13 protein-coding genes and 1 pseudogene are annotated in these 13,804 nt (G+C 69.6%); 5 read left to right on the top strand and 9 right to left on the bottom strand.

Translation table 11 applies throughout. The features are described 5' to 3' along the window. Positions 1–15 precede the first annotated feature (15 nt). From LN251_RS13990 to LN251_RS13975, 4 genes and pseudogenes are all read right to left on the bottom strand, one after another. Entirely contained in the window at positions 16–921 is a 906-nt protein-coding gene (locus LN251_RS13990; RefSeq protein ID WP_458244724.1) for a LysR family transcriptional regulator, read from the bottom strand. A gap of 216 nt (positions 922–1,137) precedes the next feature. Further along, positions 1,138–2,290 (bottom strand): annotated as a pseudogene (locus tag LN251_RS13985) (cystathionine gamma-lyase). Then, on the bottom strand, positions 2,287–2,778 hold the full coding sequence (locus LN251_RS13980) for a low molecular weight protein-tyrosine-phosphatase (protein WP_458244723.1): 492 nt from the start codon (positions 2,776–2,778) through the stop codon (positions 2,287–2,289). The pseudogene LN251_RS13985 and the gene LN251_RS13980 overlap by 4 nt, the downstream one beginning before the upstream one ends. 7 nt (positions 2,779–2,785) lie before the next feature. Then, entirely contained in the window at positions 2,786–3,163 is a 378-nt protein-coding gene (locus tag LN251_RS13975) for a phage holin family protein (protein ID WP_458244722.1), read from the bottom strand. A 59-nt stretch (positions 3,164–3,222) separates the two neighbouring features. Here LN251_RS13975 and LN251_RS13970 point away from each other — a divergent pair, with 59 nt between their 5' ends. The 4 genes from LN251_RS13970 to LN251_RS13955 all read left to right on the top strand — a co-directional run bounded on the left by LN251_RS13970 (position 3,223) and on the right by LN251_RS13955 (position 5,613). Next, positions 3,223–3,540: a cupin domain-containing protein gene (locus LN251_RS13970; protein WP_458244721.1), complete on the top strand. Its 318-nt coding sequence runs from the start codon at positions 3,223–3,225 to the stop codon at positions 3,538–3,540. Positions 3,541–3,719: 179 nt separating this feature from the next. Beyond that, positions 3,720–3,932, top strand: a complete 213-nt coding sequence (locus LN251_RS13965; RefSeq protein WP_058924335.1) for a DUF5326 family protein — start codon at positions 3,720–3,722, stop codon at positions 3,930–3,932. 410 nt (positions 3,933–4,342) lie between these two features. Then, complete coding sequence (locus tag LN251_RS13960; RefSeq protein WP_458246719.1) at positions 4,343–5,077, top strand: IclR family transcriptional regulator; 735 nt, start codon at positions 4,343–4,345, stop codon at positions 5,075–5,077. A gap of 98 nt (positions 5,078–5,175) precedes the next feature. Continuing rightward, a complete protein-coding gene (locus LN251_RS13955) occupies positions 5,176–5,613 on the top strand; it encodes an SsgA family sporulation/cell division regulator (protein WP_458244720.1) in 438 nt (145 codons plus the stop codon). Positions 5,614–5,734: 121 nt separating this feature from the next. Here LN251_RS13955 and LN251_RS13950 read toward each other — a convergent pair whose 3' ends face one another. After that, entirely contained in the window at positions 5,735–7,243 is a 1,509-nt protein-coding gene (locus tag LN251_RS13950; protein WP_458244719.1) for a YibE/F family protein, read from the bottom strand. Between the two features lie 253 nt (positions 7,244–7,496). Between LN251_RS13950 and thiC the strand changes: the two genes are divergently transcribed. Next, entirely contained in the window at positions 7,497–9,305 is a 1,809-nt protein-coding gene (gene thiC / locus LN251_RS13945) for a phosphomethylpyrimidine synthase ThiC (protein ID WP_458244718.1), read from the top strand. A gap of 44 nt (positions 9,306–9,349) precedes the next feature. Here thiC and LN251_RS13940 read toward each other — a convergent pair whose 3' ends face one another. From LN251_RS13940 to LN251_RS13925, 4 genes are all read right to left on the bottom strand, one after another. Then, a complete protein-coding gene (locus LN251_RS13940; protein ID WP_458244717.1) occupies positions 9,350–9,910 on the bottom strand; it encodes a DUF4240 domain-containing protein in 561 nt (186 codons plus the stop codon). A gap of 163 nt (positions 9,911–10,073) precedes the next feature. After that, positions 10,074–10,940, bottom strand: a complete 867-nt coding sequence (locus LN251_RS13935; protein WP_458244716.1) for a hypothetical protein — start codon at positions 10,938–10,940, stop codon at positions 10,074–10,076. Positions 10,941–11,132: 192 nt separating this feature from the next. Then, on the bottom strand, positions 11,133–12,209 hold the full coding sequence (locus LN251_RS13930; protein WP_458244715.1) for a metallophosphoesterase: 1,077 nt from the start codon (positions 12,207–12,209) through the stop codon (positions 11,133–11,135). 200 nt (positions 12,210–12,409) lie between these two features. Further along, positions 12,410–13,522 carry a LacI family DNA-binding transcriptional regulator gene (locus LN251_RS13925; RefSeq protein ID WP_458244714.1) on the bottom strand — a complete coding sequence of 371 codons (1,113 nt, stop codon included), beginning with the start codon at positions 13,520–13,522 and terminating at the stop codon, positions 12,410–12,412. Positions 13,523–13,804: the final 282 nt, after the last annotated feature.

Genomic DNA, 13,804 nt, shown 5'->3' with positions numbered 1-13,804 from the left:
GGCGAAAACCGCAGCTCAGCACCAGTCGGTCGCCTCCCGCAGCAGCCATTCGTGAGCGCGTGCGATGTGTGGCATCGCGAGGGTGCCGGTACGGACCACGAGGAAGTACGTCCGCAGCGGTGGTACTGCGGGCTCGTGCAGGGCCACGACCTCTCCTCGCGCCAGGTCGTCCGCACACAGATAGCGCGGCAGCACCGCGAGACCGGCGCCCGCGACGGCGCACGCCAGGACCGCGCGCAGGTCGGGGACGATGACCGTCCCCGGAGCGGCCGGGCGGGAGTCGAAGACGGAGGCCCAGTAGCGCGAGACGAAGGGCAGCGACTCGTGCACTTCGATCACGGGGACGTCCTCAAGGGCGGGCGCGCCTTTGCGGCGGGGCTTCCAGCGGCCGATCTTCTCGGCCCGCCCCGGAGAGGCGACCAGGACGTGCTCCTCGTCGCAGAGCGGAGTCGCCGTGAGCAAACCGCCCCGCGGACGGGCCGTACTGATGGCCAGATCGTGATGCCCGGCGGCGAGCCCCTCCAGGGTCTCCTCGGCGTTCCCGAAGGAGGCGCGCAGCGCGAACCCCTGGCCGTCCTCGCCGGTCAGCTCGGTGAGGGAGGGCAGCGCGCGTTCCGCGGTGAACTCGGGGGGACCGGCGAGATGCAGGGTCCGCAACGAGGATTCGTCGTCGAGGCCGGTCTCCGCGATCTCCACCAGAGCGTCGAGATGCGGGGCGGCCTTGTGCGCGAGCTCGTCGCCGATGGTCGTCGGGGTCACTCCGCGGGCCTGCCGCAGGAACAGGGGGCGCCCCAGCTGCCGCTCCAGCGTGCGTATCTGGGAGGTCACGGCCGGCTGTGACAGGCCGAGCAGGGCGGCGGCGCGGGTGAAGGAACCGGCCCGGTGCACCGTGACGAACGTGCGCAACAAGGCCAGATCCATGGTCCGCCCTCCCCTTTTCCCTGCCCCCGGGCAGGGCCCAACTATAAATAAGTCGATAGGTCTCTGTCGCTACTGTGATTGGACACTGACAGAGAGTCAACTAGCCTTGCTTGCGCGGTTCTTCGCGTGGAACCGAGGGCGGTCCGAGCCACGAGGGGGGAGGCTCGGACCGCCCGACATGCAGGGCGGAACGCCCGCTCGACGCCCGTAAGGCGGTCACCCGGCCGATTCCTCCAGCGCCCGCAGCACGTCCGCCAGCAGGTCCTCGGGGTCCTCGGCGCCGACGGAGAAGCGGATGAAGCCCTCCGGCACCGGGTCCCCGCCCCAGCGGCGGCGCCGCTCGGCCGTCGACCGCACGCCGCCGAAGCTCGTCGCGTCGTCCACGAGCCGCAGTGCCTCCAGAAAACGCTCGGCACGCGCGCGCGTGGGCAGCGTGAAGGAGATGACGCAGCCGTAGCGGCGCATCTGCTGGGCGGCGACCTTGTGCGAGGGGTCGTCGGGCAGCCCCGGATAGCGCAGCCCGCTGATCTCGGGCCGCTCCCGCAGCACTTCGGCGAGTGTGAGGGCCGTCGCGCACTGCCGGTCGACCCGCAGCTGGAGCGTGGCGATCGAACGGTGCGCGAGCCAGGGCCTCCATGGGCCCCGGGATCGCTCCGACGATCTTGCGCCAGCGGCGTACGGCGGCCATGGCCTCGGCGTCGCGCCCGACGACGTACCCGAGCAGGACGTCCCCGTGCCCCGTGAGCTGCTTGGTGCCGCTGGCCACGGCGAAGTCGGCGCCCAGCTCCAGCGGACGCTGCCCCAGGGGCGTCGCGAGCGTGTTGTCGACGGCGACCAGCGCACCACGCGCGTGGGCGGCTTCGGTCAGGCGCCGGATGTCGCACACGTCCAGCCCGGGGTTGGACGGCGTCTCGATCCACAGCAGCTTCGCGCCGTCGAGGACGTCGAGCTGGGCGTCGTTAGCCGTCGGGGCGGTGCGCACCTCGACGCCGTACGCCTCCAGCTGGGCGCGGACCATGGGCAGCACCTGGTAGCCGTCGGTGGGCAGCACGACCACGTCACCGGCGCTCACATGGGAGAACAGCACGGCCGAGATGGCGGCCATGCCCGAGGCGAAGGTGAGCGTCTCCACGTCCTCGACGCCGGGTGCCTCCAGTTCGCCGATGGCGCGTTCCAGCAGCGTCCAGGTGGGGTTGTCGTCGCGGCCGTAGGTGTAGGGGCCGCTGACGTCGCCCGGCAGGTGGAAGTGGGCGGCGAACACGGGCCCGGGCAGGGTCGGCTCGTTCTTGACCGTCTCGGGCAGTCCCGCCCGCACCGCGCGCGTGCCGTCACCGTCGCCCGAAGGCCCGCCCGTTGCGGAACCACTCATGCCGCCCGTCCTTCCACCTGCTCGCGTACCGCGGCGAGGAGACCCTCGCTCGCCGCCTCCACCATCTCAAGGCACTCCTCGAAGCCGTCCATGCCCCCGTAGTACGGGTCGGGCACGTCCAGGTCGTCGCCCGCGGCGGGGTCGTACGAGCGCAGCAGACGCACCTTCGCCGCGTCGTCCGGAGTCGGCGCGAGACGGCGCAGTGCCTTGAGGTGGCCGGCGTCGAGGGCGATGACGAGGTCCAGGCGGGAGAACCACGAGGGCTGGAACCGGCGGGCGATGTGGGCGCCGTCGTAGCCGTTCTCGCGGAGGACGGAGACGGTGCGCGGGTCGGCGCCGTCGCCCTCGTGCCAGCCGCCGGTGCCCGCGCTGTCCGCCTCGACCAGGCCGTCGAGCCCGGCCTCCCGCAGGCGGGTGCGGAAGACGGACTCGGCCATCGGGGAGCGACAGATGTTGCCGGTGCAGACGAAGCAGACGCGGTAGGTCATCGTCCGCTCAGTCCTCGTCCGGCAGGACGACGTGCAGCGCCCAGGAGACGATCGAGATGATCAGGCCGCCGAGGACCGCGGTCCAGAAGCCGTCGACGTGGAAGCTCAGGTCGAGCTTGCCGGCCAGCCACGACGTCAGCAGCAGCATCAGGGCGTTGACGACGAGCGTGAACAGACCGAGCGTCAGGATGACGAACGGCAGGGACAGCAGCTTCACTATCGGCTTGACCAGCCAGTTCACCAGGCCGAAGAGCAGGGCGACGAGGACCAGTGTCCAGGCCTTCTTGGCGGTGCTGTCACCCGTCAGGGTGATCTTGTCCAGCAGCCATACCGCGACCGCCAGGGCGCCCGCGTTGGCGATCGTCTTGACTACGAAATTCTTCATGTGTCTGATCGTGGCAGACCAGATCGGCTACGAGTATCGGGACGAGGACGGCAACGGCGATGAAGGTATTCCGGCTGGACGAACTGGAGGCGGAACGCGCCGCCAACGACGGCGCCTACCTGCAGTTTCTGCGGGAACGGAACATGTCCGTCGGCCTGTACGCGCTCGACGCCGGCGAGCATGATCCACAGAAGCCGCACAACCAGGACGAGGTCTACTTCATCGTGAGCGGTCGCGCCGCCGTCACCGTCGGCCTGGAGACGACCCAGGTGGCACGCGGCAGCGTGATCTACGTGCCGGCCGGCGTCGCGCACAAGTTCCACCACATCAGCGAGGACCTGAGGGTCCTCGTGGTGTTCTCTCCGCCGGAAAGCTGAGCCGCGGCGTCGGGGTTCCCTAGGGGTTCGATCAGGGGAGGACAAGGGATGCGAGGCCCCCGCCGGCCCCCCTCACGGCCCTAGCATCGATGGCAGGACAGAAGAAGGATCCGGCACAGAGCCCCGGGTCATCGACGGACCCGGCATAAGCGACGGGCGGAGAGAGAAGGACGAGAGCAATGGGAGAGATCTTCTCGGGACTGCCCTGGTGGGTGAAGTGGATCGCGGTACCGGTCATCGCCCTGGTCGTGTTCGGGGGACTGATCGCCTCGGTCGTCGGCTTCGTCATCGGGCTGCTGTTCAAGGCGCTGGTGTTCGTGGCGCTCGTCGGTGGACTGATCTACGTCGTACGGAAGTTCACGTCGAGCTCCTCGTCGCGCAGCGACTGGTGAGGGCCGCGGGAGACCGGTGACCGGTAACGGGGATCACCGGTTCCCTCGGGGGAGGGAAGTTTCCCCGGCAGACCGTCCGCAAGCGGTGGCGGGCGATTAGAGTCCGGAACTCGTCGCGGGAACGACCCCCGTGAGCGGCGCAACCCTCCCCGTGTTCCCCCACAGCACGGGCCGCCCCCCTTGTGCTTCGGGAGTGACCCTTGGCCACCGTAGACACCGCACTCACCTCCCCCCACGCGCCACCGACCCCGGCGTCCCTCGCCACCCCGTGCCTCCGGCCCCCGGAACAGCCCGGCCCCGGAACGCAGGGGCGCGCGGCCGGGGCGCCGGCGCCCTCCCGCGCACCCACCGAGGCACCGCGGGCGTCGCACACCACGCCTCCTGCCGCACAGCCGCAGTCCGGGACCCTCATCGGTTCGGTCCAGCGGGCGATGAGGCTGCTGGAATGCGTCGCGGGACACGCGCACGGTGCCCCCGCCAAGCAGCTCGCCCGGGAGACGGGTCTGGCGCTGCCGACGGCGTACCACCTGCTGCGCACCCTCGTGCACGAGGGCTATCTGCGCAGGGAGAAGGGCCTGTTCTTCCTCGGGGAGGCGGCCGAGCGGCTCGGCAGCAGCGGAGCCCAGCAGAAACGTCGCAGCACGATCGTGGACGCACTCGCGGGTTTTCGCGACGCGATCGGCGTGCCCGTGTACTACGCCGTGTACCAGGACGGCGAGATCGCCATCAGGTGTGTCTCCGACACCCCGGGCAATCCGGCGGTCGAGGAATGGGCGGACTTCCGTGAGACCGGGCACGCGCACGCGATCGGGCAGTGTCTGCTGTCCCAGCTGGACGAACAAGGCCGCCGCGATCACCTTCAGCGCCATCCGGTTCAGCCCGTCACCCCGTACACGGTGCCCGACGGCCCCAGCCTGCTGCGGCGGCTGGAGCGGACCCCGCGGATGGAGACCGTGACGGAGCGGCAGGAGTACGCGCTCGGGACGGTCTGCGCGGCCATCCCCATCACCCTGGGGACGACGGCCGCCACGATGGCGATCTCCCTGCCGTGCCACCAGGCCGACCGTCTGCTGTCGGTGGCGCGGCAGTTGCAGAGCGAGATCGGGCGTCTGCTGGGGTCTCTCGCCCTCTCTATCACTATGTGAAAACTCACTCCTTGTGATCTGTTGTGTACGTTCAGCAATATTTCACCTGTATCAAGGGATGATTCCCAGCCAGACGGCTACAAATGACGAGGTAGGCGATGCGCGAGTCGGTGCAGGCAGAGGTCATGATGAGCTTCCTCGTCTCAGAGGAGCTCTCTTTCCGTATTCCGGTGGAGTTGCGTTACGAGTCCTGCGATCCCTATGCCGTGCGGCTGACGTTCCATCTCCCGGGCGACGAGCCCGTGACCTGGGCTTTCGGTCGGGAGCTGCTGATCGACGGGGTCGGCAGGGCCTCCGGGGACGGCGATGTGCGCGTCTCGCCCGTCGACCCCGATGCGCTGGGCGATGTCCTGATCCGGCTTCAGGTCGGCCGGGATCAGGCGCTGTTCCGTTCGTCCACCGCCCCGCTCATCGCCTTCCTCGACCGCACCGACAAGCTCGTGCCGCTCGGCCAGGAGGGTGCGCTCGCCGACTTCGACGCGCACCTCGACGAGGCGCTGGACCGGATCCTTGCGGAGGAACAGAGCGCGGGCTGAGGACGGTACGGCCGCGGAGACGGCGGAACCCTCGGCGCGGGGCCGAAGGGACGCAGGAACGCTTCTCTCGCGCAGGTGAGGTGCCCCCTCGCGTACGTGTGAGCTGCCTCGTGCTCAGCACTCAGTGCTTGCGGCGGCGCCCCTTCCCCGAGCGCGCCGGAGCCGAAGACGGCGGCCCCGCCACGGCTGTGGCGACCTCCGGCCGGTCCGCCGAGACCACGAGCGCCGCCAGCAGCGTGGTCACCGGCACCGAGGCGACCAGGCCGATGGAGCCCACCAGCGTGCGCACGATCTCCTCGGCCACCAGTTCGCTGTTGGCGACCGTTCCCACACTGCTCTGCGCGATGGAGAAGAGCAGCAGCAACGGCAGCGCGGCGCCCGCGTAGGCGAGGACGAGGGTGTTGACGACGGACGCGATGTGGTCGCGCCCGATGCGGATGCCTGCCCGGTACAGCCCGCGCCAGCCCATGGCCGGGTTGGCCTCGTGCAGCTCCCAGACGGCCGAGGTCTGGGTGACGGTGACGTCGTCGAGCACGCCGAGTGAGCCGATGATGACGCCGGCGAGCAGCAGACCGCTCATGTCGATCGACGGGTACAGGCCGTGGATCAGACCGGTGTTGTCGTCGGTGTTGCCGGTCAGCGCGGCCCAGCCGATGAACTGCGAGCCGAGGATGCCGATCAGCACCAGGGAGATCAGTGTGCCGAGCACGGCCACGGAGGTGCGGGCGGACAGGCCGTGGCACATGTAGAGCGCGATCAGCATGATGGCGCTCGCCCCGACGACCGCCACGACCAGCGGGTTGGAGCCCTGAAGGATCGCGGGGAGGATGAAGAAGTTGAGGATCAGGAAGCTGATGGCGAGCGCGACCAGCGCCATGACGCCCCGCATCCGTCCGACGATCACGACGGCGACGGCGAAGATGCCGGCCAGCAGAGCCATCGGGAAGCCCCGGTCGACGTCGGTCACCGAGTACTGCAGGTTCTTCGGCGCCGAGGGCTCGTAGGCGACCACGACCTTCTCGCCCTGGTGGAGTTGCCGGGACTGGTCCGGCTGCACGATCTCGACGAACGTACGGCCCTTGTCGTTGCCGGTGTCGACCCGGACGGTGGCCTTCTTGCAGGTGCCCTTCTCCTCCTGCTGGGCGGAGGAGCCGCCGGCGGTGGAGGCAGCGCCCACCGAGCCCCCGCCGGAGGCGTTGACCGACTTGCAGCTGACCTCGACGACCCGGGTAACCGTCGCCCGCTGGCTCTGCCGGTCGAAGCCCACCCCGGTCCGCTCGTGCGCCGGGGCGCCGCCGGGCCACAGCACCGCGAGACCGACCACCACGGCCGCGGCGAAGGGGATGAGGATCGCCCCGATGACCTTGCGCAGATGCCGGGAGACGGGGGCCGCCGGGCCATGGCTGTGACTGTGGCCGTGACCGCCGCCGGAGCCGTGCCCCTGGCCGTCGCGCTCGGGGCCGCGGGGCGAGTGCCCGTGCCCTCCACGTTCGTGGTCTTGTCCCTGCCCGTGGCCGCTGTACTCGTGCCCGTGCTCATGGACCCCATGGGGGCCGTGGCCGTCGCCGCTTGCGGAGCCGGACCGGCGGGGCTGCTCCGGCGGATACGAGGGCGGTTGCGTCGTGGTCACCGCCCGATCATCGCAAGAACGAAAGAGGCCCCCTGTTCACCGCGCCCGAAATGACGCTAGCGTGGAGCCACCTTTGCACACGCGGGAGCTCGGAGCACCGGGCTGAGAGGGCGCTGACCTCCGTCCCCACGATGTTTCACGTGGAACATCACCGAACACGAGTGATGTTCGCCACGAAACGTCGCCAGACGGAAATCGCTGCGTCGACCGCCGAACCTGTTACCGGGTAATGCCGGCGTAGGGAGTAGGTCTCATGACCAACAAGGACGTACGCACGCCTGCCTCCAGCACGGACGAGCCGTCCGTTCAGGGCGATCAGTCCCAGGAGGCCGGGAAGTCCATCGGCTGGCACAAGGCATACGTCGAGGGCTCGCGCCCCGATCTGCGCGTGCCGGTCCGTCAGGTGCACCTCACCAACGGGCGGTCGGTCACGCTGTACGACACATCCGGCCCGTACACCGATCCACTCGTCGACACCGATGTCCGCAGGGGCCTGCCGCCGCTTCGGGAGAACTGGATCATCTCCCGCGGCGACACCGAGGAGTACGCCGGCCGTCCCGTCCGTCCCGAGGACGACGGGGTCAAGCACACCTCGCCGCGGGGTGGTCTGCGCAACCTGGACGCGGTCTTCCCCGGTCGGCCCCGTCTGCCGCGCCGCGGTCGCGGCGGCGCGGCGGTGACCCAACTCGCCTATGCGCGCAGGGGCGAGATCACCCCGGAGATGGAGTACGTGGCCGTCCGGGAGAACGTCTCCCCGGAGGTCGTCCGCGAGGAGATCGCGGCGGGCAGGGCCGTACTGCCCGCCAACGTCAACCACCCGGAGATCGAGCCGATGATCATCGGCAAGCGGTTCCTGGTGAAGGTCAACGCCAACATCGGCAACTCGGCGGTGACGTCCTCCATCGAGGAGGAGGTCGAGAAGATGACGTGGGCGACCCGCTGGGGCGCCGACACGGTCATGGACCTCTCCACCGGCCGCAACATCCACACCACCCGCGAGTGGGTGCTGCGCAACTCCCCCGTCCCCATCGGCACGGTGCCGCTCTACCAGGCGCTGGAGAAGGTCGACGGCCGAGCCGAGGAGCTGACCTGGGAGATCTACAAGGACACGGTCATCGAACAGGCCGAGCAGGGCGTGGACTACATGACGGTCCACGCGGGTGTCCGCCTCCCGTACGTCCCGCTCACCGCCAACCGCAAGACCGGCATCGTCTCGCGCGGCGGCTCGATCATGGCCGCGTGGTGCCTCGCGCACCACAAGGAGTCCTTCCTCTACGAGAACTTCGAGGAACTCTGCGAGATCCTCGCCGCCTACGACGTGACGTACTCGCTCGGCGACGGCCTCAGGCCCGGCTCGATCGCGGACGCCAACGACGAGGCGCAGTTCGCGGAGTTGCGCACGCTCGGGGAACTCAACACGATCGCCAAGCGGTTCAACGTACAGACCATGATCGAGGGCCCGGGACACGTCCCGATGCACAAGATCAAGGAGAACATCGACCTTCAGCAGGAGATCTGCGAGGAGGCTCCGTTCTACACGCTCGGCCCGCTGACCACCGACATCGCCCCGGCGTACGACCACATCACCTCCGGCATCGGTGCCGCGATGATCGCCTGGTGGGGCACGGCGATGCTCTGCTACGTCACGCCCAAGGAGCACCTCGGCCTGCCCAACCGCGACGACGTCAAGACCGGCGTCATCACCTACAAGATCGCCGCCCACGCGGCCGACCTCGCCAAGGGCCACCCGGGCGCACAGGAGTGGGACGACGCCCTGTCCGACGCCCGCTTCGAGTTCCGGTGGGAGGACCAGTTCAACCTCGCCCTGGACCCGGACACGGCACGGGAGTTCCACGACGAGACCCTCCCGGCGGAACCGGCCAAGACCGCCCACTTCTGCTCGATGTGCGGGCCGAAGTTCTGCTCGATGAAGATCTCCCAGGACATCCGCCGCGAGCACGGCGGCAGCCGGGAGGAGGTCGAGGAGGGCATGGCCCAGAAGTCGAAGGAGTTCGCCGCGGCCGGCAACCGCGTATACCTCCCGATCACCGAACAGCCATAACACCCGGGGGCGGCCCGTGCCTCACGACCGGGGCGTGGGCCGCCCTACTCCGCAGCGAGGTAGAGCCTCGCCAGCCGGGGCAGCCGCCGACGCATCTCCGGGGCGTCGTCGAAGTCGAAGTCCTCGCCCATGTCCTGGTCTTGGCGGCTCTCGCCATCTGCCGGCCTGTACTCGGCCCAGGCCTCGTAGAAGGCTTCCCGGTCTCCGGTGAGGCGTGCGAAGGCGTCCACAGCGGCGTAGTTCACGTCTTCGTAGAACAGCGCCTCGTCGCGGTGCGCGGGTGCGGCTTCGAGCACCGAGGGGTGCCCGGCCAGGCTGTCCGGCGCCAGCGCCGTGCGTTCGTACCAGTCGCGCCCCGCCGCGATGATCCCCGCGCGGAAGTCCATGAAGCTGTCGTCGGAGCAGCCGCCACCGATCAGGTAGGCCGCGGCCCACACGTCCCAGCGGTACAGGGCGTCCTGTGCCTCGTCGAACCGTTCCGCGTATTCGAGGATCTCCTGTGCGGGGCGAGCGGCGAGGCTGTCCACCAGTGACGTGGCGAAGGGGACACCGCTGACAGCCGCCGACGATCGCGCGGATTCGATGAGGTCCCAGAAGCGGTCCATGTGCATAGGGCAGCACTGTGCCATGCACCGGTGACAACGCGGTGCCTCGGGCAGGACGACCCGTCTGAGCGGCTTTCGTCCGTGTGCCCTGGACCGGTCTCCGGTCCGGGGGTTCGGCTTGCGCTCCCCCGGAGGGGGTCTGGTGGAGGGCGCAAGCCGGGGGTTACTCCGGCTGGTGTTCCGGGCCTCCGAAGTCCGGGCTGGTGTAGTCCGGGCTCGTGAAGCTCGGCCGGTGGCCGCGGGCCGGGCCGTCGTCCGGGCTGCTGAAGCCCGGGCGGTCGTAGCCCAGTTGTGGGATGCGGCTCGGGGCCGAGGGTGCCGTGCTGTTCAGGGCCGCCGCCGCGCCGGGATCGGCGAGGGCTTCGCGCAGGAACGGCACGACGCCACGCTCCAGCAGCGCCTCGCGCCACGCGTCCCTGGCGCGGGCCACCTCTTCGCTCAGTTCGCCGTACGGTCCGGCTTCGAGTGCCGGGCGGTTGCGCAGGGCGGTCAGGAGCAGGCCCACCGCGGCCACGAGGATGGCGGCCGCGGTCATCGCGCCGAACACCCAGCCGGCGGTGATCATGGTCTTGCCGAACATCTGTTTGGGTGCGACCGACCTGATGACGTATCCGACGAGCAGGAATATCACCGCGGCCGTTCCGGCGAGGACGGGGGTGAGGACGGCGGCGACGGCGACGGCGCCCGCGCCGGCGGGTTCGGCGGCTTCGCCGAGGGTGGCAGCGAGCCCCATCGCGTCCGCACCCGGCTCCGTGGAGCCCGACGCGCGGGTGGACGACGGGGTGGACGACGCCGGCTGGCGCAGTTCCTCGCGAACCTTCACGTAGTGCTGGTACTCGGTCGCCGCGGCCACCGTGATGAGTGCGGTGGCGTTCAGCGCCATGGTGCGCAGCTGTTCGGTGTTCAGCCGCTGTCCCACAGCGGCAAGTTCCGGGCGGTGTGGGGCGGAGCGCAGCGCCTCATCGAGGACCCGCTCGTACTCCTGGCGGTCCTCGCTCAGCAGGTGCTGCGGAACGCTGTTCATGTGCATCCCCCGATGCTCCGTAGGGCTTGGGGCTCGCATGCCAACGAGCCGTCGGGCAGAAACGGAGGGGAGCCTGCTACGGATAAGCCGATGGTAGAGCCGGGACGGTACGCGTCGACAGGGGGTTTCCGGAAATTGGGCCCTGGCCTGCGCCGTTCATCGTGCCTCCACCGCGGGGGGCGCCGGCCCTGTGAACGCTCAGACGTCCAGCGGTAGTTGCCGGACCAGCAGCTTTCCGGCCATGGTCACCCCGCCGTCCATCGCGATGGCGAGGCCCTCCGCGTAGACGTGCGGCCCTTCGACCACGGGTCCCGTGTCGTCCTCGCCCTCCTCGGAGCCGACCTCACCCGTGAGATAGGGGATCGGGCTGTGACCGTGAACGACGCGGGTGCCGCCGTACGTATCCAGCAGGGAGCGCGCGGCGTCCGCACCGCCCTCGTCGCGGAAGGAGAAGCGCTTGGTGAACTTGCGGAACAGATCCCAGCATTCGTCGGCGTCGTTGCGGGTGAGGGTCTCGCGGATCGTGTCGTTGACCGCCTCGATCGAGTCGCCGTAGTCGAGGTAGGCGGTGGTGTCCGAGTGCAGCAGCAGATAGCCGTCGACCTCCTCGACGGCGTCGAGGCGGGCCATCCACTGCAGGTGGTGGTCCTGCAGGCGGTCCATGTCGGTCTTCTGGCCGCCGTTGAGCAGCCAGGCCGCCTGGAAGGTGGCGGTGCCCGCACCGGAGTTCACGGGGGTGTCGCCGAACCGCTTGGCGCCGAGCAGCAGCAGCTCGTGGTTGCCCATGAGCGCCTTGCAGTAGCCGCCGGCCGCCGCAGCCTCGGCGGACAGCCGCATCACCAGCTCGATGACGCCGATGCCGTCGGGGCCGCGGTCGGTGAAGTCGCCGAGGAACCACAGCCGGGCGGTGCCGGCGCACCAGTTCCCGCCCGCGTCGATCAGGCCCTGCTCCTGGAGCGCGGCCAGCAGTTCGTCCAGGTAGCCGTGGACGTCGCCGACGACGTAGAGCGGGCCGACGCCGTCGTTCGGCTGCGGCACGACATGGGACGCGGGGTCCACCGGCACCTGGAGGGTGTCACCCCGATTGATGACGGGAAGGTCGCGCTCGGTCGGCGTGTAGCCCTCGGGATACGTCTCCTCGTGGGGCGGTACGACATCCCCGGGGTGCGTGCTCTGGCCGTACGGACCGGTCTCGTGGACGTACGCAGGCACCCGGAAGTCGCGCAACGTCGCCGTCCGCTCCGTCTCGGGTCCCTGACCGGCCCCCTGAGTCATCAGACCCCTCCACCATCGCGCCGCATCTGCACCGCTTCGGACTGCCTGGTCGCAGCGGCCCGCGGTGTCGTGGGCCCATCATAGGAATGCGGATCGCGCCATGTGATGACCCAGGGGTGGTGAATCGGCGCAAGAGTCCAGTTCACCGCGGCTTTCGCCCCGATTGGGCAGGGCTTCGACCGCTGCTGACAGCGCTTGTTTCACTCCTCTTCGGGTGAACGCGGCGGGCTGATCGTCGTACGCGGGGCACGCCGCTGCGACGAGGTGCGCACGATCAGTTCCGTCGGTATCACCTGCTCGACCGGTTGGTCCGATTCGACCCCCTCGATCGCGTCGATGAGCAGCTGCACCACCGCCGTGCCGATCCGGCGCGGCTTGAGTGAGAGTGTGGTGATGGGCGGCTCGGTGGTGGCGTACACCCCGGATTCGCTGCAGCAGACCAGAAGCAGGTCGTCCGGTACGCGCAGGCCGTAACGACGGGCGGCGGCGAGCAGATCGGTGCCGTTGGGGTCGAACAGGCCGTAGACGGCGTCCGGGCGGTCCGGGCGGGCCAGCAGCCGGTCGGCGGCGACGGCTCCCGCGCACGGATCGTGCGCCGGGTAGGCCTCGTACACCGGGTCCTGGCCGACGCGCTCGCACCAGCGCAGGTACGCGGTGGTCGACAGGTGGGTGTACGTGTCCGTCGACGTCCCCGTCAGCAGGCCGATGCGGCGGGCGCCGGCGTCGGCCAGGTGGTCGAGGATGCCGAGGACGGCGGCCTCGTGGTCGTTGTCGACCCACGCGGTGACCGGCAGGGCGCCGGCCGGGCGGCCGTCGGAGACCACCGGTAAACCCTGCCGGACCAGTTCGCTGACCACCGGGTCCTGGTCGGAGGGGTCGATGACGACCGTGCCGTCCAGGGCGACGTTCGACCACACGTCGTGGCGCGAGGTCGCGGGGAGGATCACGAGCGCGTAGCCGCGGGCGAGCGCGGCGGAGGTGGCGGCCCGCGCCATCTCGGCGAAGTACGCGAACTCGGTGAAGGTGAAAGGTTCATCCCCGTACGTCGTCACGGTCAGGCCGATGAGACCCGACTTGCCGGTACGGAGGGTGCGGGCCGCGGCCGAGGGGCGGTACCCCAGCCGGTCGGCGACCTCGCGGACATGGCGTCGGGTGGCATCCGGGAGCCTGCCCTTGCCGTTCAGGGCATCGGAGACGGTCGTGATGGAGACTCCGGCGGCGGCGGCGACGTCTCTGATGCCCGCCCGGCCCGGCCGGCTGCCTCGACGTGAGGTTTCCGCGCGGCTCACCTGGTGCTTCCCTGCTGCTGTCATGGCGAGCCGATAGTAGGGCTCATGCGGTGGGGTAGGGCGGACGCATATGCACGCGTTGACAGGCACGTTTCTGCAAGGTCATTTAGCCCCAACTACCTTTGAATGCAAGTCAGTTGAACGATCCAATGGCATTACGTGACTTGTCGGCACGCATGAGCCTGCCAAGTTCCCGATGTTTCGAAGAGGTCTCAACTCACCTGCACGGGTGATGCGCGCCAGGGCGTGAGCCACCGGCGCATAGATATATGTGACCGCGCCCCCTGGATTCGTCTGCCTTCGTGC

This window comes from Streptomyces sp. MAI_2237 (assembly GCF_054189285.1).
The sequence above is the reverse complement of the archived record's forward strand: the minus strand, read 5'-3'. Positions and strand labels throughout refer to the sequence as shown.